Origin of the sequence: Psychrobacillus sp. FSL K6-2843 (assembly GCF_038626375.1) — a bacterium.
GTDB lineage: Bacteria > Bacillota > Bacilli > Bacillales_A > Planococcaceae > Psychrobacillus > Psychrobacillus faecigallinarum.
The window spans coordinates 3,161,608-3,183,137 of sequence record NZ_CP152021.1 but is presented as its reverse complement, the minus strand read 5'-3'; the positions used below and the strand labels follow the sequence as shown (position 1 = coordinate 3,183,137).

At 37.0% G+C, this 21,530-nt stretch carries 18 protein-coding genes; 12 read left to right on the top strand and 6 right to left on the bottom strand.

Translation table 11 applies throughout. The features are described from left to right. The first annotated feature begins 275 nt into the window (after positions 1-275). Positions 276-1,391: a GAF domain-containing sensor histidine kinase gene (locus MKY94_RS16125; protein WP_342578695.1), complete on the top strand. Its 1,116-nt coding sequence runs from the start codon at positions 276-278 to the stop codon at positions 1,389-1,391. A gap of 11 nt (positions 1,392-1,402) precedes the next feature. After that, positions 1,403-2,050 (top strand): response regulator transcription factor, encoded by a 648-nt coding sequence (locus MKY94_RS16120; protein WP_342577381.1) that lies wholly within the window; start codon positions 1,403-1,405, stop codon positions 2,048-2,050. 258 nt (positions 2,051-2,308) lie between these two features. Here MKY94_RS16120 and MKY94_RS16115 read toward each other — a convergent pair whose 3' ends face one another. After that, the gene (locus MKY94_RS16115) at positions 2,309-3,646 is read right to left on the bottom strand and encodes a hemolysin family protein (protein WP_186318279.1); all 1,338 of its coding nucleotides are present in this window, start codon (positions 3,644-3,646) and stop codon (positions 2,309-2,311) included. A 217-nt stretch (positions 3,647-3,863) separates the two neighbouring features. Between MKY94_RS16115 and chrA the strand changes: the two genes are divergently transcribed. The 4 genes from chrA (at position 3,864) to MKY94_RS16095 (ending at position 10,421) form a co-directional block, all read left to right on the top strand. Next, entirely contained in the window at positions 3,864-5,018 is a 1,155-nt protein-coding gene (gene chrA / locus MKY94_RS16110) for a chromate efflux transporter (RefSeq protein ID WP_154310044.1), read from the top strand. Positions 5,019-5,481: 463 nt separating this feature from the next. Continuing rightward, positions 5,482-7,224, top strand: coding sequence for an ABC transporter ATP-binding protein (locus tag MKY94_RS16105; protein ID WP_191697586.1), 1,743 nt, complete (start codon positions 5,482-5,484; stop codon positions 7,222-7,224). Next, complete coding sequence (locus tag MKY94_RS16100) at positions 7,221-8,960, top strand: ABC transporter ATP-binding protein (protein WP_151112992.1); 1,740 nt, start codon at positions 7,221-7,223, stop codon at positions 8,958-8,960. Before MKY94_RS16105 ends, MKY94_RS16100 begins: the two co-directional genes overlap by 4 nt. Before the next feature lie 207 nt (positions 8,961-9,167). Next, entirely contained in the window at positions 9,168-10,421 is a 1,254-nt protein-coding gene (locus MKY94_RS16095; RefSeq protein ID WP_191697587.1) for an MFS transporter, read from the top strand. Between the two features lie 198 nt (positions 10,422-10,619). Here MKY94_RS16095 and MKY94_RS16090 read toward each other — a convergent pair whose 3' ends face one another. From MKY94_RS16090 to MKY94_RS16075, 4 genes are all read right to left on the bottom strand, one after another. Then, on the bottom strand, positions 10,620-12,344 hold the full coding sequence (locus MKY94_RS16090) for a GMC family oxidoreductase (RefSeq protein WP_144541737.1): 1,725 nt from the start codon (positions 12,342-12,344) through the stop codon (positions 10,620-10,622). A 23-nt stretch (positions 12,345-12,367) separates the two neighbouring features. Continuing rightward, a complete protein-coding gene (locus MKY94_RS16085; protein WP_144541739.1) occupies positions 12,368-13,135 on the bottom strand; it encodes a gluconate 2-dehydrogenase subunit 3 family protein in 768 nt (255 codons plus the stop codon). Positions 13,136-13,209: 74 nt separating this feature from the next. Then, the gene (locus MKY94_RS16080) at positions 13,210-13,467 is read right to left on the bottom strand and encodes a hypothetical protein (RefSeq protein WP_144541741.1); all 258 of its coding nucleotides are present in this window, start codon (positions 13,465-13,467) and stop codon (positions 13,210-13,212) included. 802 nt (positions 13,468-14,269) lie between these two features. Then, positions 14,270-14,893 carry a GntR family transcriptional regulator gene (locus MKY94_RS16075; RefSeq protein WP_342577378.1) on the bottom strand — a complete coding sequence of 208 codons (624 nt, stop codon included), beginning with the start codon at positions 14,891-14,893 and terminating at the stop codon, positions 14,270-14,272. A 588-nt stretch (positions 14,894-15,481) separates the two neighbouring features. Between MKY94_RS16075 and MKY94_RS16070 the strand changes: the two genes are divergently transcribed. Both MKY94_RS16070 and MKY94_RS16065 read left to right on the top strand, forming a co-directional pair. After that, positions 15,482-16,900 (top strand): AbgT family transporter, encoded by a 1,419-nt coding sequence (locus tag MKY94_RS16070; RefSeq protein WP_154310048.1) that lies wholly within the window; start codon positions 15,482-15,484, stop codon positions 16,898-16,900. A gap of 33 nt (positions 16,901-16,933) precedes the next feature. Beyond that, a complete protein-coding gene (locus tag MKY94_RS16065; RefSeq protein WP_340863682.1) occupies positions 16,934-18,109 on the top strand; it encodes a M20 family metallopeptidase in 1,176 nt (391 codons plus the stop codon). Between the two features lie 112 nt (positions 18,110-18,221). Here MKY94_RS16065 and MKY94_RS16060 read toward each other — a convergent pair whose 3' ends face one another. Continuing rightward, a complete protein-coding gene (locus MKY94_RS16060) occupies positions 18,222-18,425 on the bottom strand; it encodes a YheE family protein (protein WP_144541784.1) in 204 nt (67 codons plus the stop codon). A gap of 73 nt (positions 18,426-18,498) precedes the next feature. Here MKY94_RS16060 and MKY94_RS16055 point away from each other — a divergent pair, with 73 nt between their 5' ends. The 4 genes from MKY94_RS16055 (at position 18,499) to MKY94_RS16040 (ending at position 21,380) form a co-directional block, all read left to right on the top strand. Beyond that, positions 18,499-18,888 carry a ferritin-like domain-containing protein gene (locus MKY94_RS16055; RefSeq protein WP_144541749.1) on the top strand — a complete coding sequence of 130 codons (390 nt, stop codon included), beginning with the start codon at positions 18,499-18,501 and terminating at the stop codon, positions 18,886-18,888. Between the two features lie 65 nt (positions 18,889-18,953). Further along, positions 18,954-20,096, top strand: a complete 1,143-nt coding sequence (locus tag MKY94_RS16050; RefSeq protein ID WP_191697589.1) for a DUF445 family protein — start codon at positions 18,954-18,956, stop codon at positions 20,094-20,096. A gap of 41 nt (positions 20,097-20,137) precedes the next feature. Next, positions 20,138-20,482: a YlbF family regulator gene (locus tag MKY94_RS16045; protein ID WP_151113008.1), complete on the top strand. Its 345-nt coding sequence runs from the start codon at positions 20,138-20,140 to the stop codon at positions 20,480-20,482. A 118-nt stretch (positions 20,483-20,600) separates the two neighbouring features. Further along, on the top strand, positions 20,601-21,380 hold the full coding sequence (locus tag MKY94_RS16040; protein WP_191697590.1) for an enoyl-CoA hydratase: 780 nt from the start codon (positions 20,601-20,603) through the stop codon (positions 21,378-21,380). Positions 21,381-21,530: the final 150 nt, after the last annotated feature.

The window sequence follows — 21,530 nt, the reverse complement described above, 5'->3', positions numbered from 1 at the left end:
ATTTTAAATTCCTAATCTTTAAGATAGCCTTTTTTTATAGATAAAAATGCTACGGGTAGTTTCTCCAAAGATATACTATCAGTGGTGCCAAATGAAATATCATCTTCGCCGACCTGTTTAGTTATCCGCTTAAGTCTTGCGAATTGCTTATTTGGAAGCATAGTTGCTCGCTCTATTCTTATTTTCAGTCAAAAGTATGATGCTTCTATTATTTATAGGTAGACCTTTTCCATGATAAGATGAATATAACAGGTAGGTTAGATGGAGGAATTGAAATGCAATCGAAGGAACTTTCCAATATAGAGCTGTTGAAGGAAATAGCAGAACTTTTAAATGAAGAGACAGAAATGGAACAAATGCTACAGGGAGCACTTCGAAAGCTATTGGAGGGTACCATTTTTGAGACAGGCTGGATTTTTTTTATTGGAGAAAAAGGAAAGCAGGAGTTAATTGCTCATGAAAATCTCCCGAATACTTTAGAACAAAATAACTGTCGTCACCTACAAAAGGGTGGCTGTTGGTGTGTTTCTAGATTTCGAAATGGAGAGTTGAAAAAAGCCTCTAATATAATCGAATGTCAACGGATTGAAAATGCTAATAAAACTAAAGAGGTTATTGAAGAAGAGATTACACATCATGCTACGGTTCCTTTACAATCTGGACAGGAATGCTTTGGACTATTAAATGTTGCTACAGCCAATACAGTCCGCTTTGAGGATGGGGAGTTAGCTCTATTAGAATCGGTCGCCTTTCAAATAGGCTCGGCGATTAAACGAATTTTGCTGACCAAGCAGGAGCAGCAGGTAGCTCTAGTGCAAGAAAGAAATAGATTAGCTCGAGATTTACATGATTCTGTAAACCAATTGCTTTTTTCGGTAACCTTGACTGCTCGTGGTGGTATAGAAATGACAGAACAGCCTGAGGTGAAGGGAACGTTTAAAGAGATTCAATATTTAACCCAGGAAGCATTAACTGAAATGCGCGCACTTATTTGGCAGCTCCGCCCGAGGGGATTAGAAACTGGAATAATAGAAGGGTTAAAGGGCTATGGAGACATATTGGGTTTAACCCTAAATATTCAAGTGAAGGGGGTTATCAACCTCCCAGCAAAAATTGAGGAAACATTATTTCGAATTGCCCAAGAAGCATTAAATAATATTCGTAAACATTCAGGGGTATTAAAAGCGGAAATTTATGTGACGGTTACCTCTACAGATGTTTTATTGGTCGTAAAGGATGAGGGATGCGGATTTCATATGAAAGATTTAAGAATGCTTCCTTCTATTGGATTACAAAGCATGAAGGATCGCGCAAACTCTGTCAGTGGCACAGTAGACTGGGTGACTGAAGCAAACAAAGGGACAGAAATTTTAGTCCGATTACCTTATTAGGGGGGATAAAGATGATCAGAGTATTTATAGCTGATGACCATCATGTAGTTAGACGAGGATTAATGTTCTTTTTGAAAACACAAAAAGATATGGATATCGTAGGGGAAGCAACTAATGGAAAAGAAGCTGTAGAACTGACAGAAACATTGAAGCCGGACATAATTTTAATGGATCTAGTTATGCCGGAAATGGATGGCATTCAAGCTACCAAAAGAATTAAAGTAAAGTATCCTTCTATTCAAATACTAATGCTAACAAGTTTTTCTGACAGGGATCATGTGATACCAGCTTTAAAAGCAGGAGCATCAGGATATCAGCTAAAGGATATCGAGCCGGACGATTTAGCTGAAGCTATTAGGAAATTAATGCGTGGTGAAAACACTATCCACCCAGAGGCAACTAGTCAAATGGAAAAAGAAAATGAGCCAAGAGAAGTGCTGCCGCATGAGGAATATCCTCTAACTCCAAGGGAACAGGATGTGCTAGCAGAGCTAACAAAAGGTAAAAGTAACCGTGAGATTGCTTCTTCGTTGTTTGTGACTGAGAAAACAGTAAAAACCCATATTTCCAATATTTTTTCAAAGCTACAGGTCCAAGACCGTACTCAGGCTGCATTATATGCAGTTAAGCATGGTTTGACTGAGTCAAGTGGTCAATGAGAGGACAATTTCCAAAGAATATGTTATGAGAAGAAAGGAGTGCTGTAATTATCATAGCACTCCTTTTAACTATTAATTTTTTTCTATCGTTAATAGTAATTATGAAATTGATTCAGACTACAGGCTCGACCCGTGCACCAGGAGAACACCGACTATGTAGTAGAAAAGAGTCCCGGAAATTTACTAATAGGTAAATTTCCGGGACTCTTGAATTTATAAGGCGGGTTTTGTCCCAGCCTCTATTTTATGGTGTATTATTTATTCTTCTATGGATTCTTCTTGCTCCTCTTGTTCATCAGGAGCTTTTACAACTTCTAAGTATTGAATATGATGTCCGTCGATTTCTTTGACAGTAAATTCATACCCCTGTTCTAGGAGCTTTTCACCACTGACAGCATCGTAGCTTTTTGTCATAAACCACCCACCAATAGTATCAATATCTTCTTCATCGATATTAATATTGAGTAAGTCATTTAAACTTTCAATTAACATTTTAGCGTCAATTATATAATGGTTTTCTGCAACCTTCTGAACCTCAGGTAGCTCATCTGTGTCAAACTCATCGCGGATATCACCTACGATTTCCTCAATGATATCTTCAATCGTGACAAGACCAGAAGTACCGCCGTATTCATCCATTAAGATGGCCATATGAATACGTTCACGTTGGATTTTAAGTAATAAATCAGCGATAGGCATGTTTTCAATCACTCGAATAATTGGTTGCATATAGTCTACTACTGGAGTAGAGGCATTTGCAGGATCACGTATGAAGGCAGTTAAAAGATTTTTCATATTAACTAGTCCAATGATATGGTCTTTGTCTCCGTCAGTTACAGGATATCTTGTAAATTGTTCGACGCCTACTACTTCAAATACTTCACTAAGAGTTAAATCCTTATCAATAGAAGTAATTTCAGTTCTAGGTACCATAATTTCCTTCGCTATGCGATCATCAAATTCAAAGATTTTATTTACATACTTATATTCTGCTTGATTGATTTCTCCACCTTTAAAACTATCGGAAAGAATCATACGCAATTCTTCCTCTGAATGGGCTACTTCTGATTCTGAAACAGGCTCTAATCCAAACACCTTGGTTGCTAAGAAACGTGCAGATCCATTCATACCATGGATTACAGGATACATAACTTTATCAAAGATGACTAGAGGCTTGGCAACTGCCAATGTAATCTGTTCAGATCGTTGTATAGCAAATGTTTTAGGGGTTAATTCTCCAACTACTACATGTATGAATGTTACTAATGAGAATGCAATGATAAATGAAAGTATGGAAGAAACACTTTCAGGAAGCTCAAAATACTCAAATGCTGGATGTAATATTCTTTCTATAGTAGGCTCTCCCAACCACCCTAATCCTAATGCGGTGATGGTAATACCAAGCTGACAAGCAGATAGGTATTCATCCAAATTAGAAACAACCTTCTTAGCATTTATAGCTTTCTTGTTTCCCTCAGCTAAAAGCTGATCGATTCTTGTTGTTCTTACTTTTACTATTGCGAATTCACTTGCAACGAAAAATGCAGTGAGTGCGATTAAGACAGCAAATGCTGTCAACCGTATGGCTATGTCCAAATAATTACTTTGTCCCTAACCCAAATGAGGGGTAGAACAAAGTGTACACCTCCTGTTTTCTAAAAAATAGTTTCTAGGTTTAATAATAAAATATATAAAAAGAAATTACAAATCTTTCTTCTTTATGTTGAAACTTTATTATCCCAACTGTAATCTTGAAGTGTATATTTCCTATTACATGAATAAATTTTTAGGCTGGGGAGGAGTGTAAAAAACAATGAAAAAGTATATTGAAATAGCAAAGACTTCAACAAAGCTGGGACTTACATCTTTCGGAGGTCCGGCAGCTCATCTTGGATATTTTCGGGAAGAATATGTGCTGAAAAGAAAATGGCTTGACGAGAAGCTGTATGCAGATATTGTAGCAGTTTGTCAGTTCCTGCCTGGGCCCGCATCCTCTCAAGTGGGCATAGCCATCGGAATTATGCGAGGTGGTCTAATTGGAGGAATCGTTTCTTTTTTAGGTTTTACGTTACCTTCTGTCCTATTGCTTGTACTATTTTCTGCACTTCTATCTTCTACTGGCTCATTCGATAGTGGTTGGTTACAGGGCTTGAAAATTGTTGCTGTTACTATTGTTGCTCATGCTTTAATTGGAATGCAAAAGTCACTGGCACCAGATCGTATAAGAATTTCTATTGCAATATCATGTGCCATCTTAACTTTACTTATCCCAACTATAGTAGGACAATTTAGCATTCTAATTGGGGCAGGGTTGTTTGGGTATATATGTTTTCGCTCAGATAGTAATGAGACTGATACAAATATAGTGCTTCCGTTTGGAAAAAGAACTAGCATATTTGCTTGGCTATTGTTTTTTGGGCTTCTTATTTTTCTGCCCTTGCTAAAACCTTTTACCCATTCTGTTTATTATTCTATTTTTGACACTTATTATCGTGTAGGCTCTTTAGTGTTTGGGGGAGGGCATGTCGTCCTTCCTATGCTTCAACGAGAAGTTGAGCTTTCTCCTGATGTGTTTTTGGCTGGATATGGGGCAGCACAGGCAGTACCCGGACCATTGTTTACAATCGCTAGTTTCCTTGGACATGCAACTGCCGGAATTCCAGGTGCCTTGTTGGCAACCTTCGCTATTTTTTTACCATCGTTTCTTTTGGTAATCGGTATTTTGCCTTTTTGGTCGATTATACGGAACAAAAAAGGGATTCAAAATGCGTTAAAAGGTATAAATGCGGGGGTTGTTGGAATTCTTCTGGCTGCATTATATAATCCAGTTTTTACAAGTGCTGTAAAGGAAACATCTGATTTTATAATTGTATTAATCACTATTACTCTATTAGTAATTTATAAATGGGCTCCATATAAGGTAGTAATTTTAAGTGCATTTTTAGGTTTTGTTTTTCATATTATTTAACAGAGTTAAGATTCTTGTGCACGAGTGCCTACTGCTTAATATCCTGAAAAGATGGACTATACTTTATTAGGATGAATGATTTTAATTGTCTATTTTTTCGAAATGTATTGACAACGAAACTTTTATTGAGATAATATTAAGTGACACTAAATAATTTTGAAATGGAGGTATGAATAATGATTCGTTTAAAAGATATCGCAAATAATTTTATAGCTTGTTCATACCTACCATTTGACGCTAAATGACTGTTTAATAGCATAATATTACTATGTCTATTTTAAAGTGCATTACCGTATCATGGGTAATGCACTTTTTTTGTGTCTATTATTTCCAAATTTTGGTGTATAAAATGAGGGGGGAGTGTTGAATATGATTATTCAACGAGCAAAGCAAATCTTAATAAAGGAATCTCTTGAAGGTGGATAGCCGAAAAATGTAAAGGAAAGAAAAGAGGGACAAACGAATGTTTTCAGTATTATTTAAGTTAAAGTGGTTTTTTAAAGATCATTGGAAAAGATACACAGTCGCTGTCGGTGTGCTAATCATTGCGAGTGCATTTGAAATTTTGCCTCCTTGGCTAGTAGGAAGAGCGATTGATACGATTACGCTAGGCAATATGAATAGTGACTTATTATTGAAATATGTAATTTATTTTGTAGGCATCATTATTGTTGGATATATCTTGAATTATGTTTGGCAGTATCAATTATTTGGTGGTTCTATTTCTATTGAGCGTATTTTACGCACTAAGTTGAATCGTAAGTTTTTAAGCATGACACCGACATTTTACGAGAAAAATCGTACAGGTGACTTAATGGCCCGTGCTACAAATGATTTAAATGCAGTAGCAACTACAGCCGGCTTTGGAATTATGACCTTAATAGATTCGACAATGTACATGGCAGCACTTATCTTAGCAATGGGTTTTCTTATTTCATGGAAGCTTACTTTTTTTGCGCTATTACCTATACCAATTCTTGCACTTATAATGCAATATTTAGGTAAGATTATCCATGAAAAGTATATGATTGCACAGGATGCATTTGGTGATTTAAATGACCGTGTGTTAGAGTCTATCGCTGGTGTAAGAGTAATTCGTGCGTACGTCCAAGAACGTGCCGATGAGAAGAACTTTGCTGACATGAGTGAAGAGGTTTACCAAAAAAACATGGTAGTAGAGCGCATTGATGCATTGTTCGGACCAATCACTAAGGTAGGTACGGGGATTAGTTATGTAGTTGCACTTGGATATGGTGCTTATCTAGTCTCTAAGGGTGAAATGACAGTAGGAAATCTAATCACTTTTAACGTATATCTTGGTATGGCTATTTGGCCAATGTTTGCTATCGGTGAACTGATAAATGTTATGCAAAGAGGAAATGCCTCGCTTGATCGAGTACAGGAAACGTTGGACTACGACGCGGATGTCAAGGACCCAACTGCTCCAGTCAAACTAAAAGATGTTACGTCTATCGGTTTTGATGAGGTGGGCTTTCAATACCCATTGTCTCAGGTGAAAAATTTAGAAAATATCCGTGTGAACCTACAAAGAGGTCAAACGCTTGGAATTGTTGGTAAAACAGGCTCGGGGAAAACCACCTTTATGAAGCAACTATTAAAGGAATATCCAATAGGAGCTGGTCAACTGACTATTGGGGATATTCCTATTTCAGAGCAAACAAAGGATCAGGTGTTAGATTGGATTGGATATGTCCCTCAGGATCATGTTTTGTTCTCCAGAACGATACGTCAAAATATTCTTCTAGGGAAAGAAAATGCTTCAGAAGAAGAGCTAGAGGAAGCAATTCGTTTAGCACACTTCCAGCAGGATTTAATGAATCTTCCAATGGGATTAGAGACTTTGGTTGGAGAAAAAGGGGTTTCCTTATCTGGTGGACAGAAGCAAAGGGTATCGATTGCCCGTGCACTTATTAAAAATCCAGAGATTCTTCTATTAGATGATTCACTCTCAGCAGTGGATGCTAAAACAGAAGCGAAAATTATTGAAAATATACAAAATGAACGTAGTGGGAAGACAACAATTATTACGACGCATCGTTTGTCAGGCATTCAGCATGCCGACCAAATCATCGTTTTAGATGAAGGAATCATTATAGAACAAGGTACGCATGAGGAACTTCTAAAGCAAAATGGTTGGTACAAGGAACAATATGATCGTCAACAGCTTGAGGGGGTGTCGTCATGAGTACAGGAAAACGACTCTACCATTATGCGTTATTTTATAAAAAACCAATTGTTCTTGGTTTAATCTTTCTAACTATCGCTGTAATTGCTGACTTAACAGGACCTTTTATCGCAAAAAAAATCCTTGATGATCACATTACATCGGGTGCTATCGATCTAGAGCCGATTCTAATGCTCCTAGCAGTATTCTTTGGCTTAAGTATCGTCACAGCAGTTTTTAGATATTTTATGTTCATTAACTTGCAGGTTGGAGCGAATCGCGTTGTTCAGAAGCTTCGTAATGATGTTTTTCAGCACATTCAAACTTTACCTATACAGTATTTTGATAACTTGCCTGCAGGTAAGGTAGTAGCTCGTGTGACGAATGATACGGAAGCCATTCGCAATCTTTATGTCCAGGTACTATCACAGTTTGCTACCAGTATTATTTCTATTACTGGAGTTTATATAGCAATGTTCATATTAGATGTAAAAATGGCAGCAATCGCATTGTTTGTTGTACCAATAGTTTATATATGGATGCTTGCTTATCGAAGATATGCATCCCAGTATAATCATATTGTTCGAACAAAGATTGCAGATATGAATGCTATGTTAAATGAATCAATTCAAGGAATGTCCATCATTCAAGCTTTTAAACGAGAGAAGCAAATGGATCGTGAGTTTGAGGAGATGAATGAAGAGCATTACAATTATCAGCGTAAGCTCTTAAAACTGGATTCTGCTACATCCTTTAATTTGGTCCAGGTTCTACGGTCTATCATGTTCGCTCTATTTATTTTGGTGTTTGGGAGCCAGTCAATGGAACCTGGTGCAATCGTATCTGCCGGTTTACTTTATGCATTCGTAGATTATACGACTAGGTTATTTAATCCGATTACAGGAATAGTAAATCAGTTTGCACAACTAGAGCGTTCACTTGTGGCTGGAAGCAGAGTATTTGAGCTTTTGGATGAAAACGGTGAAAAAGTAGAAGATAATCGAATGGAACGATACGAAGGAAATGTGGAGTTTCAAAACGTATCCTTTGCCTATAAAGAAAATGATTATGTATTAAAAAACTTGAACTTTGTCGCGAACAAGGGAGAAACAGTTGCCCTAGTAGGGCATACAGGATCGGGAAAAAGCTCTATTATGAATTTGTTATTCCGATTCTATGACCCAACAAAAGGGAAAATTTTAATAGATGGAATAGATATCACTTCACTACCGAGACAGACAATTCGTAATCATATGGGAATTGTATTACAGGACCCATATTTATTCTCAGGTACTATTGAAACAAATGTCAGCTTAAATGACCCAAGTATTTCACGAGAAAAGGTAGAGGCTGCGTTAGAAGCAGTGGGTGGAGAGAGAGTATTAAAAAATCTTGAAAAAGGGCTAGATGAACCGGTGATTGAGAAGGGAAGCACACTATCATCCGGTCAAAGACAGCTTGTATCCTTTGCGAGAGCACTTGCGTTCGACCCGGCTATTCTAATACTAGATGAAGCAACCTCTAATATTGATACTGAAACAGAAGAAATTATCCAGCATGCGATGGATGTATTGAAAAAAGGAAGAACTACCTTCATCATCGCACATAGACTTTCTACTATTAAGAATGCTGACCGTATTTTAGTATTAGATCGTGGTGAAATTGTAGAAAGTGGTACTCATGACGAGTTGCTGCAACTACAAGGTCGTTATGAACAAATGTATAAGCTACAAGCAGGAGTATCTCCTCACGCATAAGGCGAGAGGGGGTATTCCCTTTTTTTAGTGCTATCACTGTGCTCATCAGTAAATATACTTTTTATTTGTTAAATAGCTATGTGAGCCAAGCCATCTAAGTCAAACGAGGAAATAGAACTTATAAAATATTAATATTTTATAGATTGTATTTTTCTAACGCACATCGTATATTTAGTGTATCGAAATAAAATAGAGGAGGTCTTAAATATGATTCCTTGGCTTGCAGACTGGAAAAAGAAGATTGCAACGTTTAACCTGAATATCCAAATGTTTATGCTAGCGAATGTACTCATCCAGATTGGAATGGGTGTTTTTTCTGTAATGTACAATTTGTACATAAAAGAGCTTGGTTATCCTGAAACATTAAACGGAAAAATAATTGCAATGACCTCCTTGGCCTCTGCGCTTATGCTAGTCCCTGCTGGATTTTTAAGCGATCGATTTGGAAGAAAGAAAATTATTATTATCGGTGCTGTCGTTGCTTCTTTTACGTTGTTTTATCGAAGTTTAATGATTGGGGAGCAGTCTTTAATCTATGCAGCTTTTTTCACCGGCCTTTTTATGGCACTCGTCCAAGTATCAGGAGTTCCTTTTTTGGCGGAGAACTCCAAAGCGAGTGAGCGGATGCATCTCTTTAGCATTCATTTTTCTCTTATGACGGTAGCTGGTGTTATCGGAAGTCTTGGTGGAGGGGTTATGGCAGATATGCTCCATACTTTTGGAGATATTTCAGTTGTCAATTCCATTAAATACGTGTTAATTTTAGGGGCTGTTATATTCACACTTGGTCTCTTGCCACTCCTACGATTACAGACAGTGAAAGCAAAGGAAATGGCTGCTGACCAGGTAGCGGATAGCAAAGAAGGGCCAAGTGGCTTTCGTAAAAATTTAAAGATAATCATATTGTTTGGCTTTGCCAATCTACTAATTGGTACCGGCTCTGGATTGGTTATCCCGTATTTAAATTTATATTTTTCTAATCGTTTTGGAGCATCCAATTCGTATATAGGTCTTATTTTGTCGTTAGGTTCTGCTATGACTGCCATAGCTATGCTACTAGGGCCAGCTTTAGTCAAACGGGTGGGTAAGGTAAAGGCATTGGTTATCTTTCAACTGTTATCTATTCCCTTCCTATTTATAACTGGCTACACTAATTCTCTTGTGATTGCTTCTATTGCCTTTCTCATGCGCCAAGCGCTTATGAATGCTGGAAATCCTATACAGAGCGCAATAGCGATGGATTTGGTACAGGATAAATATAAAGGTCTGGCGAATTCCGTGAACCAAATGGTCTTTAATGTTGGGTGGGCCAGCACAGGGGCAATTTCAACAGGATTAGTGATGACCTTTGGATTCTACTGGGGCTATGCCTATACATTTACAATTACAGGCATTTTGTATTTAATTGCCTCCACTTATTTTTTTATTGTATTCGGAAGAAAAAAACTAGATAGTACATAAAGTAAAACAACCTATGGAAATTTCCAATAGGTTGTTTTTTCTTTTTATTTTAATGAGGCAATGTTAAAGGTGAGGGAGGCAGCTCTTCGCTCAAACGTTATTTTATAGAAAATCTATACACTTTAACATTTTATAAAAAGCTCCTGATCGCAAATTGTATGCGAGTCAAGAGCTCATTTATAGTACAACTAGCTGTTATTATGCTTTAACTAGTATTCCGCCTTCTTTTAGGTATTTTTGAATTCCTTCAGATGCACGATACGAAAGAGCACCAAGTGTGCCAGTTGGATTGAAGCAACTATTATGTGGGAATGCAGATGAACCTACCACAAATACGTTTTCAGCTTCCCACATTTGTAGGTATGTGTTAAGAGCAGATGTTGCTGGGTCAGCACCCATAATAACACCGCCTGTGTTATGTGTGTTGGTATCTTTGTTTACGTTAAATGGAGCTTGTTCTTCACTTGTATCAATAATATCTGCACCAATTTCTTCTGCAATTTTGCGCGTGATTGTTGACATGTATTTACCCATCGCACGATCATTATCTGTATACTCATATGTCATACGTAGTAATGGATATCCAAATTCGTCTTTAAATTCTGGGTCGAGATCCAGGTAATTTTCTTTATGTGGTAAAGAAGCACCTTGTGTTTTAACTGGGAAGTTTGAGTTAGCGTATTTAATAGATTTTTCTTTAAACTCCGCACCCCAGGTTGGTGTTCCAGCAGGTACACGGTTTACTGCAATTGGACGGTCCCCATATTGTGTTGAACGAATGCCAGCACCGTGTATGAAGTCCACTTCAGAATGGTCAAAGTTATCACCCATATATTCAGCAATCTCCATGCCTAATGCTCCAGCACCACCGTATAGATTAAACTCTCTGTCCTCAAAGAATAGCTGAGAACCTCCAGCTGTTATTTGATAACAGTAGTTTTTACCAATTGTTCCTTTACCTGTTTTTGGATCATAAGGAGTACCTAGACCAGAATTTAGAAGTAAACGAGCATTGTTGAATACATAGCTTGCAACTACAACTACATCGGCAGGCTGCTCAAATTTTTCTCCCGTTAGCATATCAACGTAAATAACTCCGGTTGCTTTGCCACCATTATTGGTTAATTCTAAAACATTAGAATGTGTACGAAGTTCTAGCTTACCTGTTTGTTTTGCAACCGGAATTACTGTTACAGCAGGGTCACCTTTTGCTCCATATTCACATCCAAAGTTTTCACAATATGCACAGTATTGGCATGCGCCACGAGAGATACCATCTGGATTTGTATATGCTTCAGAAAGGTTGGCTGCAGGCATAACAAAAGGTTTGTATCCTAAGCTTGTTGTTGCTTTTTCAAATTCTTTCATTAATGGTGTTTTCACTAAAGGAGGCGTTGGATATGGATTAGTACGTTTCCCCCATAGTTCTACTGTTTCCCCTGATATACCAGCCATTTTTTCGAATGTATCATAATATGGTTCCATCTCATCATAAGTTAGACCCCAGTCGCTTAGACCTTCCATCCAAGCAGGAATTTTATCGATTCCGTAACGCTCAATTGTTTTCGTACGAATTTCGAAATCATAGGGTAGGAAGCGATAAGTTTGTCCATTCCAGTGACTACCTGCACCACCAACTCCGTCTCCTACTATGAATGTACCGTATTGACGCATCGGTAAAGCTTTACCTGATAATGTATTACGATAAGTAATCGTTTCTTTTGAAAGATCCTGCATTAGCTCTGTTCGATGTTGGTAACGAAGTTCATCATGTCCCATTATATAATCAGCTGTTGTCCGGTCTTTACCCCGTTCTAATCCAACAACACTTATTCCTGCTTTCGTTAGTTCAGCTGAGACGATTCCACCAGCCCATCCCATCCCTACTACTACGACAGGTACTTTAGGTAATTTTGTAACCATTTATATGTCAGTCCCTTCAATTATTAATGTCCCATATGAGAATTTAAACTTTGTGGTTCAAGTTCGATAAATTTGTCATCTTGTATTTCAGCCACGTATTGCATACGAGAACCTGGATACTTACGCATACTCCAGCCCTCCATTTTATTATTACCACCATACATTGGGTCTGCATATACACCCTCAAGAGTTAATGTACGTAGCAAACTGAAAAACTGGGAAGAAGAAACTTTTCCGTATAATTCAACTTTACCTTCACTAAAAGCAAGAAGAACTTCATCTTGTTGAGTAGCTTCTAAATCTTTAAAGTCAAGTTCAAATTGTTCGTTACTATAGGTGTTTAAGCTATTTAAACCAGCTAGAAATAGATCTTTACGTAGAATTTTCGTTTGTGGACCTTGGTTTTCTTCAGCTTTATAAAAAGCACCTAAACGATAATCTTTTACGTTAGAACCCCATGGACCAGCCAATTGGTGATCAATATAAATAGCAGCGTTCAGTTCTTTGGCTCCAGGGCCATTTGCATCTTCAGGGAAAATACGTTCCACAGCTGCTTGAGTAACTTGGTATTGGTTTGGCGTGAAGAACATTAGAGCTACATTTGGATTAGCAGTAGGCGTTGCTGCGTGATTATGAGTTTCAGTAGTTGTTGATTTATCATCTTTTATTAAAAGACTTCCTAAAGCTCCACCTAAAACAACACCACCAACCGTCAAACCAGAATTTTTGATAAACGTACGTCTAGAAGAACGTTTGTCTAAAACGGAATTTTTATTTTCTTGTTCTGACATAATAATACCTCCCATAAATTTATGATTTTTTATTTAACTAATTAAATAAAAAAAGTGCAAAAATTATTCTTCTTTTAATGCACAATAGAGCTCCAATTATAAACAATCGTATGAAGAGCTGAAAAAACAAGTAATGAAGCTATAAAAATAGTGTATTTTCTTCCTGCCCAACAAAAAACAATGATGGCTAAACCAATTCCAGAACCTATTAGGGCAAACCAAGGGAATGGACTATTATAAAAAAAGAGTAAAAGTGCAAAATCAGCTACGAGAAAAAGGGCAAGTAGCACTTGATTGAGCAACCTCAATTCTTCTAAATTATACTGCGTCATACTTATTCTCCTTTCTTATGCGATAATTAGCACTAATTAAAAAAGATATTTTTGCATACAAAATAAACTTTTTTGTATGCAAAACAACATTATTCATTCTACTACAATCTTTAGTTGTTTGTACACATTAAAAATTATACATATGAGGATATATAATCATTAACTATTTTTGATCATCAAATTGATTGTTAATAAGAAATGTTTTGAAGAAAAAAAGTTATTCTTAATAACTGAGACAATAAATTAAGTTATTCCAGTAAAGGTCGCATTTCCAGAGTATGGCTCAGCTTTTTTTTGCAATGGCCATTTTCTTAGGGGAATAGATAATTTAGAAGAGGTTCTGAAGGTTATTACAATGGGGATTATTGCTTGAAATATATTGAAGTATACTGTGAATATAAATAAGAGATTTTATAGAAAATTATTAAAGGGATTTAAATTTGTATTTATCGCATTTGCTAGGTATGGAGTTTATTGGCATCCTATGATGTGAATAGGTTACCGTAGAAGAATAGTTCACAGAGAGACATCGACTCTGTAAGAGGAATTGCGATAGAGGTGAATTATCGAGAAAGTACTACAAATATTACTTGGACTGGCAATGGTACAGTAATGCAACAGACATACATTAGATGTACCAAATGATCAATTTGATTTTAGCAATCAATAACAAGTCACTCAATTAAAGCTTTCTTTTTTCGAAGACCCTTTTGAAGTTAAATAGCGATTCGATCAAGATAAGTATTTAAATATTATTGTTAAAAAAAATTTAGAGCGATTCAATCGTATAGTTTGAATCGCTCTAATACTGTCCTTTTCTGCCAATAATCTCTAGTGTGAAATTCATGTCTTTATATAAATGTTTGGTCATGAGTTCACCGGCAAGTTGTTCATTCTTATTCTTAATCGCATTGTAAATTTCTTCATGCTCATCTATTAAATGCGGACGATTATATATATCAAGCTTTAGGCTAAACAAATAGAAAACTGTCTGAGCTTTTTCTAATCTTTCAATCATTAAAGGATTTTGGCATTCATGTATAATTAGTTCATGAAAGCGTTGGTTTGAAGTGTATATTTTTTTTGACTGCCCTTCCATAAGCGAATTACGAGATTGCTTTATGGTGTTCTCGAGTTCTATTAACTTTTCTGATGTCATATTTTTCGCTGCTCTTTTTGCTGCAAAACTTTCTAGTACAATGCGCATCTCATATATGTATATTAAATCTTGTGCAGTAGGACTATAGATATGTTTATTTTTAATTAATCCTTCTTGCTCTAATCTTTTAATTGCTTCACGAATGGGTGTGCGACTAACACCGATCTCTTCTGCAAGACGTTCTTCTACGAGTTTCATGCCGCCTTTATAAGTACCATCCAGCATACGTTCCTGAATGTACTCATAAGCCAGTTTTTGTGCATTCATTTTGTTGGAAACCATATCTTAACCCCTTGAAATTAATTTAATTAATACACATCTATTATACTTTATAATTTATTTTTTTTGAATAATATTACATCCTCCGGTACAAATTGCTTTTTTAGGCTAGCATTGAGTTACATAAGTATTGCAAGTAGGTGCTTGTTCGAGGCTAATAGATACAAGCATGAGAATTTATTTGCTATTTATTGCTTGATGGAGTTCATGTTTTTTAAACAAATGCCCTAACTAGATTAGAGAATCTCCTAATTTTTTCATTTTACTAAAAAACAAATTTTCTGTACAATTTGAAAAATAACATAATTTCATCAGGGTAAAATTTTGGTGTAAAAAGGAGGGATGCGATTTGATTAGATTAGCTGCAGTCAGTTTATAAAAAGCAAATGATCAAATCTTTTACTAGGTTTAAGGCTAAAATAGTTTTGCCCAACGGGATAGTATATAAATTATTTCTGTCACTATGGGTACATGTATATCGCTTTATTCCCCAAAAAATTTTGGAATTCCATCTTAGAAACTTTGCTCATTTACTCAAGAAACGAATATTTAAATTATATTAAAGGGGAATTAGACATGACCACAGTTATTAAAGAAGAATCGGTTAAAAAGAAAAAATTTAGAGAAGCGCCACATCCATTTGTCATTCTGTTTACAGTTGTTATTATTATGGCTGCTTTAACTTACCTCATTCCAGCAGGGCAATACGACCGAGTAGAGGATGCGGATGGTCGGACAATTGTTGTAGATGGTTCTTACCAAACAATTGATTCAAGTCCAGCAGGTTTTTTAGATATATTTAATGCTATACATAAAGGAATGGTTCAAGCTGCTCCAATTATTTTCTTTATTTTTATGGTGGCTGGCTCATTCAATCTATTTAGAGAGTCCAAGGCAATTGAAGGTGCATTTGGTTCCTTGTCTACTAAAATGAAAGGGAAAGAAATGCTAATTATCCCGGTAGTGATGATGTTTTTTGGAGTTGCTGGGGCAGCTGTAGGAATGTTTGAAGAGGCACTTCCCTTTATTATGATTTTAGTACCGATTGCAATAGTTATGGGATTCGATTCAATTGTAGGGGCAGCAATGGTTATTGTTGGCGTATCTGCTGGTTTTACAGCAGCATTCATGAACCCATTTACAATAGGGGTTGCTCAAGGAATTGCAGAGGTTCCAATTTTTTCAGGAATGGGCCCGCGTATAGGCTTTTGGGTTGCTTTCATGGCTATATCCATTGGGTACGTTATGATTTATGCAAATAAAATTAGGAAAGATCCAACGAAGAGTATTATGTATGAGGAAGACAAAAACCGAAATATTGATATAGAAGCTATGCAACAGGATAAAATTACTAAAACACAGGGAATTATTATAGGGGTTCTAGTGTTAACACTAATAGGTCTGGCATTTGGAGTATTAAAATTTGGATGGTTTATAACGGAGATTTCAGCTTTATTTTTGATAATGGCAATTGTTATAGGTTTAATTAATCGATTGAATTTTAATGAGATTACTAAATCCTTTGTTCGAGGCTGCGAAGAAATAGTAGTAGGGGCATTAGTGGTTGGTTTTGCTTACGGGGCATTAGTCATTTTAAACGATAGTAACACCATTGATACTATCTTATATGGAATTACTAATTTAGTAGAGAAATTTCCTTCAAGCTTAACAGCAATCGGTATGTATATCATGCAGACCGTGTTAAATCTTATTGTTACGTCCGGGAGCGGTCAAGCAGCATTAACTATGCCGATTATGGCGCCTCTTTCAGATTTGTTAGGTGTGAGCAGACAAACTGCAGTATTAGCTTACCAAATGGGAGATGGCATCACGAATATTATCGCACCAACTAGCGGACTTATATTGGCAGCCTTAGCGATGGCTAAGATTTCTTACGGTAAATGGGTTCGCTGGCTATGGCCACTAATTTTGATTCAATTTATAATGGGAGCAATATTTATAACTGTGGCACATATTTTCTTTTGGCCAGCTTGATGCAGTGCGTTTGTTATTTAGGAGGTTTAAGAAATGGAAAAAATATTTAATAGATTAGAAGAGATTTATCCTGAGTTAGTTGATTTTCGAAGAGATTTACATATGCATCCAGAGCTTTCTCATGAAGAGGTAGAAACACCAAAAAAAATTGCTGCTTACTTAAGAGAACTAGGGTTAGAGGTTAGAACCGAAGTGGGCGGAAGAGGAGTTTTAGGCTTTTTAAAGGGAGGTAAACCGGGTAAAACTATTGCACTTAGAGCAGACTTTGATGCTCTTCCAATTCAAGACGAAAAAGAAGTAGCATACAAATCGAAGGTACCAGGAGTTATGCACGCATGCGGGCACGATCTTCATACATCTGCTCTTTTAGGTGTAGCAAAGGTACTAAGTGAGCGGAAAGAAGAGGTTCCAGGTATTGTTGTTTTCTTACATCAATTTGCTGAGGAGGTCACCCCAGGCGGCGCCGAATATATGATTAAGGATGGTTGTTTGGATGGTGTGGATGTTATCTATGGAGCACATGTAATGTCATTGCAGCCCTATGGAAAGTTTAGCGTAATAGAGGGGTATGCTTCCTCTGCCCAGGATGATTTTTATATAACTATCCATGGGAAAGGAGGACATGGCGCTTCTCCTCATGAAACAATTGACGCCTTAGTGACAGGGAGCCAGCTAGTAGTAAATTTACAACAAATAGTAAGCCGTAGAGTCGACCCTTTAAAGGCTGCAGCTATCACAGTAGGTTCATTTCAAAGTGGAAGCACTACCAATGTTATTCCCGATACTGCCTTTATCAAAGGTACAGTTAGGACCTATGATGAGGATGTTCGTGTCATGATAGAGCAAAAACTAGAACAGATAGTAAAAAGCACATGTGAGGCTGCTGACGCTACATATGAGTTAAAATATGTGAAGGATTGTCCTTCCATCTACAACGATCCAACCGAAACAAAACGCGTGGAGAAAGTGGCAGGCTATGTCGTCGGAGAGCAAAACATTATTCCAGGAAAACCGATGAATGGCAGCGAGGATTATGCCTACTATCAACAAAAAATTCCGGGAGCCTATTTTATCATTGGCGGTGGTAACGAGGAATTGAAGGCAACTTACCCACACCATCATCCTAAATTTGATGTGGATGAGCGTGCAATGATAGATATAGGAAAGATGTTTATTGGAATAATTTTCGAACAATCGGACAAAAAATAAATCATATTAAAGGCCTATGCGATAAAAAGCATAGGCTTTTATATAGACCAGAAAGGAAGTCCTAACTTTCCCCTTTTGTATTTCGGAATAGACATAGGTGCTTGTGCTTTTCTTAGTCGTATACGTGGAAGAGCATTAGCTCGTGAATCATTTTTTTTACTGTTTCTTCATCAGATGGTGTCTCACCATTCCACTTAATAGAACCATCTGGCTCGTAGTTTGCTGAATATCTTTTTTGTTTGTAGAAGAAAGAAAGTGACCAGCCAGGTAGTTGTTTGTTTTCATAGAGTGGCTTAAAGCTGAAATGCTGTAACAAAGAAATCATACCTTTCATGTGAGTGAATTTGCGCGCATATACTAGTATAAATGACTAGTGAAGGAGCATCTAATTGTTTATTGAAAAGCTTGAACAAGCAATCAAGAACGAGTACGCTGATTATCATCATTATATGGATATGTATAAGCTGACAGACGATCCGTATTGGAAGGAATTCATCGAGCATGTTTATGAGGATGAAAAAAGCCATTACGAAATGTTTCAACAACTCTATTATATGCTTACAGGGAGTTTTGTTCAAAACTTACAAAAAGTACCCCCATGCACAGACTTAAAATCCTGTGCCAAGCAGTCTGTGAAAGATGAATTGGAAACAGCAGAAGTATATAAGGAAATGCTGCTTCAAATTCCTATTCAACAAGCCTATGCTCCTCTATTTTGCGCTATGCATGATGAGACGGAGCACGCAATCCGATTTTCAATGATGTACAATGCACTCTAATTGTTTTTGTGTTTCATACTCCTCTGCTATAATAATCTAGAAGCTAGAGGAAAAAGGTGAGATAGATGGGTTTTTTATGGACAATCATATTCATGGCAGTCGTTGGAGCAGCAATTGGAGCGGTTACAAATCACCTCGCCATTAAAATGCTTTTCAGACCTCATGAAGCAAAGTATATAGGATCATGGAGAGTACCGTTCACTCCAGGCTTAATACCAAAGCGTCGGGATGAGCTTGCTAAACAATTAGGAATTACTGTTATCAAGCATTTATTGACACCTGATATTTTTAAAAAGAAATACTTCAATGATTCGATGAAAATGAAAGCTAATGATTTCATTGTAAAACAGCTTAATAAAAATATATTTCAGTCAGAGAAGACGATAGACGATTGGCTAAAGCTTGCAGGTATAGAATCTGTGCCTTCTCTTGTAAATGAAAAAATAGAAGAACAGGTTGATATACAATTTAATCGGGTTAGGACAAAGTTTGAAAAGGAAACAATACGTCAAATTGCTCCACTAGATTGGCAGTTGAAGGCCGATAGCAAGGTCGGTGATATTGTTTCCTATATTCTTCAAAAGGGCGAGGAATTTTTCCAATCAGATGAAGGTAAAAGTACAGTTAAGAAACTGATTGATGATTTCCTTTCTACCAAAGGAACATTAGGTAACATGATTCAAATGTTTATGGGAGAGTCCTCTTCACTTGCTGGGAAGGTACAGCCTGAAATATTAAAGTTTCTTCGTGCCCCAGGAACAAAAGTAATGCTTGAAAATATTGTTCAAAATGAGTGGGAAAAGCTTAAGGACCGACCTTTGGCTGAGATGATGGAAGGCTTTGATTTTGATCCATTGGTGGTCAATGTAAAAGCATACTTAAAGGAACAACTTGCAATTGAAGAAAGATTAAATTATAGTTTAAACCATTACTTCCCTGGTGCCTCAGATTGGTTAGAGACTCAAATGGTACCAAAAGTAACTAATTTTGCTTTTGTCGAAGCAGAGGCAAAACTAGAGGAAGTATTACGTAAAATGAAGCTTGAGGAAATGGTTAAAGAGCAAGTTGACTCTTTCCCAGTAGCGCGATTAGAGGATATCGTACTTGGAATCTCCAAAAGAGAATTCAAAATGATTACTGTTCTCGGTGGTGTGCTCGGGGGGCTTATAGGAATCATTCAAGGCCTAATTGTATTTCTAACTAGCTAACAAAAGGCTAGGACAATGCCTAAATAAAGGAGCTTACAAACATGATTAACATTTACGATGACATTAACAAACTAGAGGCATCACTTCGCCAGACCGATCAATTCGCAAACGTAAAAGATGCAATAGAATCAGTAAAGGCCGACCCAGAAGCACTTGCTTTATTTCAAAGCTTCCGTAAAATTCAGCTTTCTTTACAAGAGAAACAAATGCAAGGTGAGGAAATCTCTGGTGAAGAGATCGAATATGCTCAAAAAACAGCACAGCTTGCTCAAACAAATGAAAAAATATTCCATATGCTACAAGCGGAAATGGCACTTAGCCAGATGATCGAAGAGATTAACCGTGTGTTGCTTAAACCTGTCCAAGAAATGTATGAAGGAATATAAAATGAAAAGGCTCTAAGCTCTTTGGCTTAGAGCTTTTTTTATTGGCTTAAAAAGAAGGAATATATGAATAAATGCCGAATTATAAAAATGAATGACTATTCACAAAGGGGATTTAATTATGTATAAAACTTTATTATTTGAACAAGAGGGTCGTATTGCAACATTAACTTTAAATAGGCCAGATGCTATGAATGCAATGGATGAAACTATGATGGAAGAATTAGCGGAGTTATTGGAGGATTTAAAAGAAAATAAATCTATTCAAGTCCTTATCATTAAAGGGGAGGGTCGTGCTTTTTCAGCTGGTGGCGATATTAAAGCAATGCTTAACGATGAAAATCCTTTAGACATAGATGCAGCAATGGATTATTTAACTCGTATCGCACTAAACCTTTATACTTTGCCTCAAATCACCATTGCTTCCGTTCATGGAGCTGCGGCAGGTCTTGGATTTAGCATGGTTCTAGGTTGTGATATTATAATCGCTGAAGAAAATAGTAAGCTAGCGATGAACTTCATAGGAATCGGACTAATACCTGATGGAGGGGGCCACTTCTTCCTAAAAGAACGAGTAGGGATACCAAAGGCAAAGCAGCTTATGTGGAGTGGACAATTGTTTAACGGCAAGGAAGCACAAAAGTTAGGACTAGTAGACGAGGTAGCACCAGACGGAGCTGGTCATGCAACAGCCGCAGCCTATGCACAAAAACTTATTGAATCACCGGTTGCAGCAATGATCACCTCTAAAGAAATTTTACACTTATCCAAAATTCATGACTTACAAGCAATTTTAAAGGGAGAATCAAAAGGTCAATCGGCAATGCGTAAAACAGCAGATCATAAAGAAGGTATTCAAGCATTCGTTGAAAAACGTAAACCGACGTTTAAAGGAGAATAATGAGTGTGAAAGAGTCAAGGTTAGCTAACCTTGGCTCTTTTTTATTGGAGAGCTTGGTTACGGGGAAATGTTTCGCCGCTAAGCGGTTGAATGTGTGAGCATACGCTATACGCTCGTAAAAAATGCGAATGCGCCCCTAAAAGTAGAAAA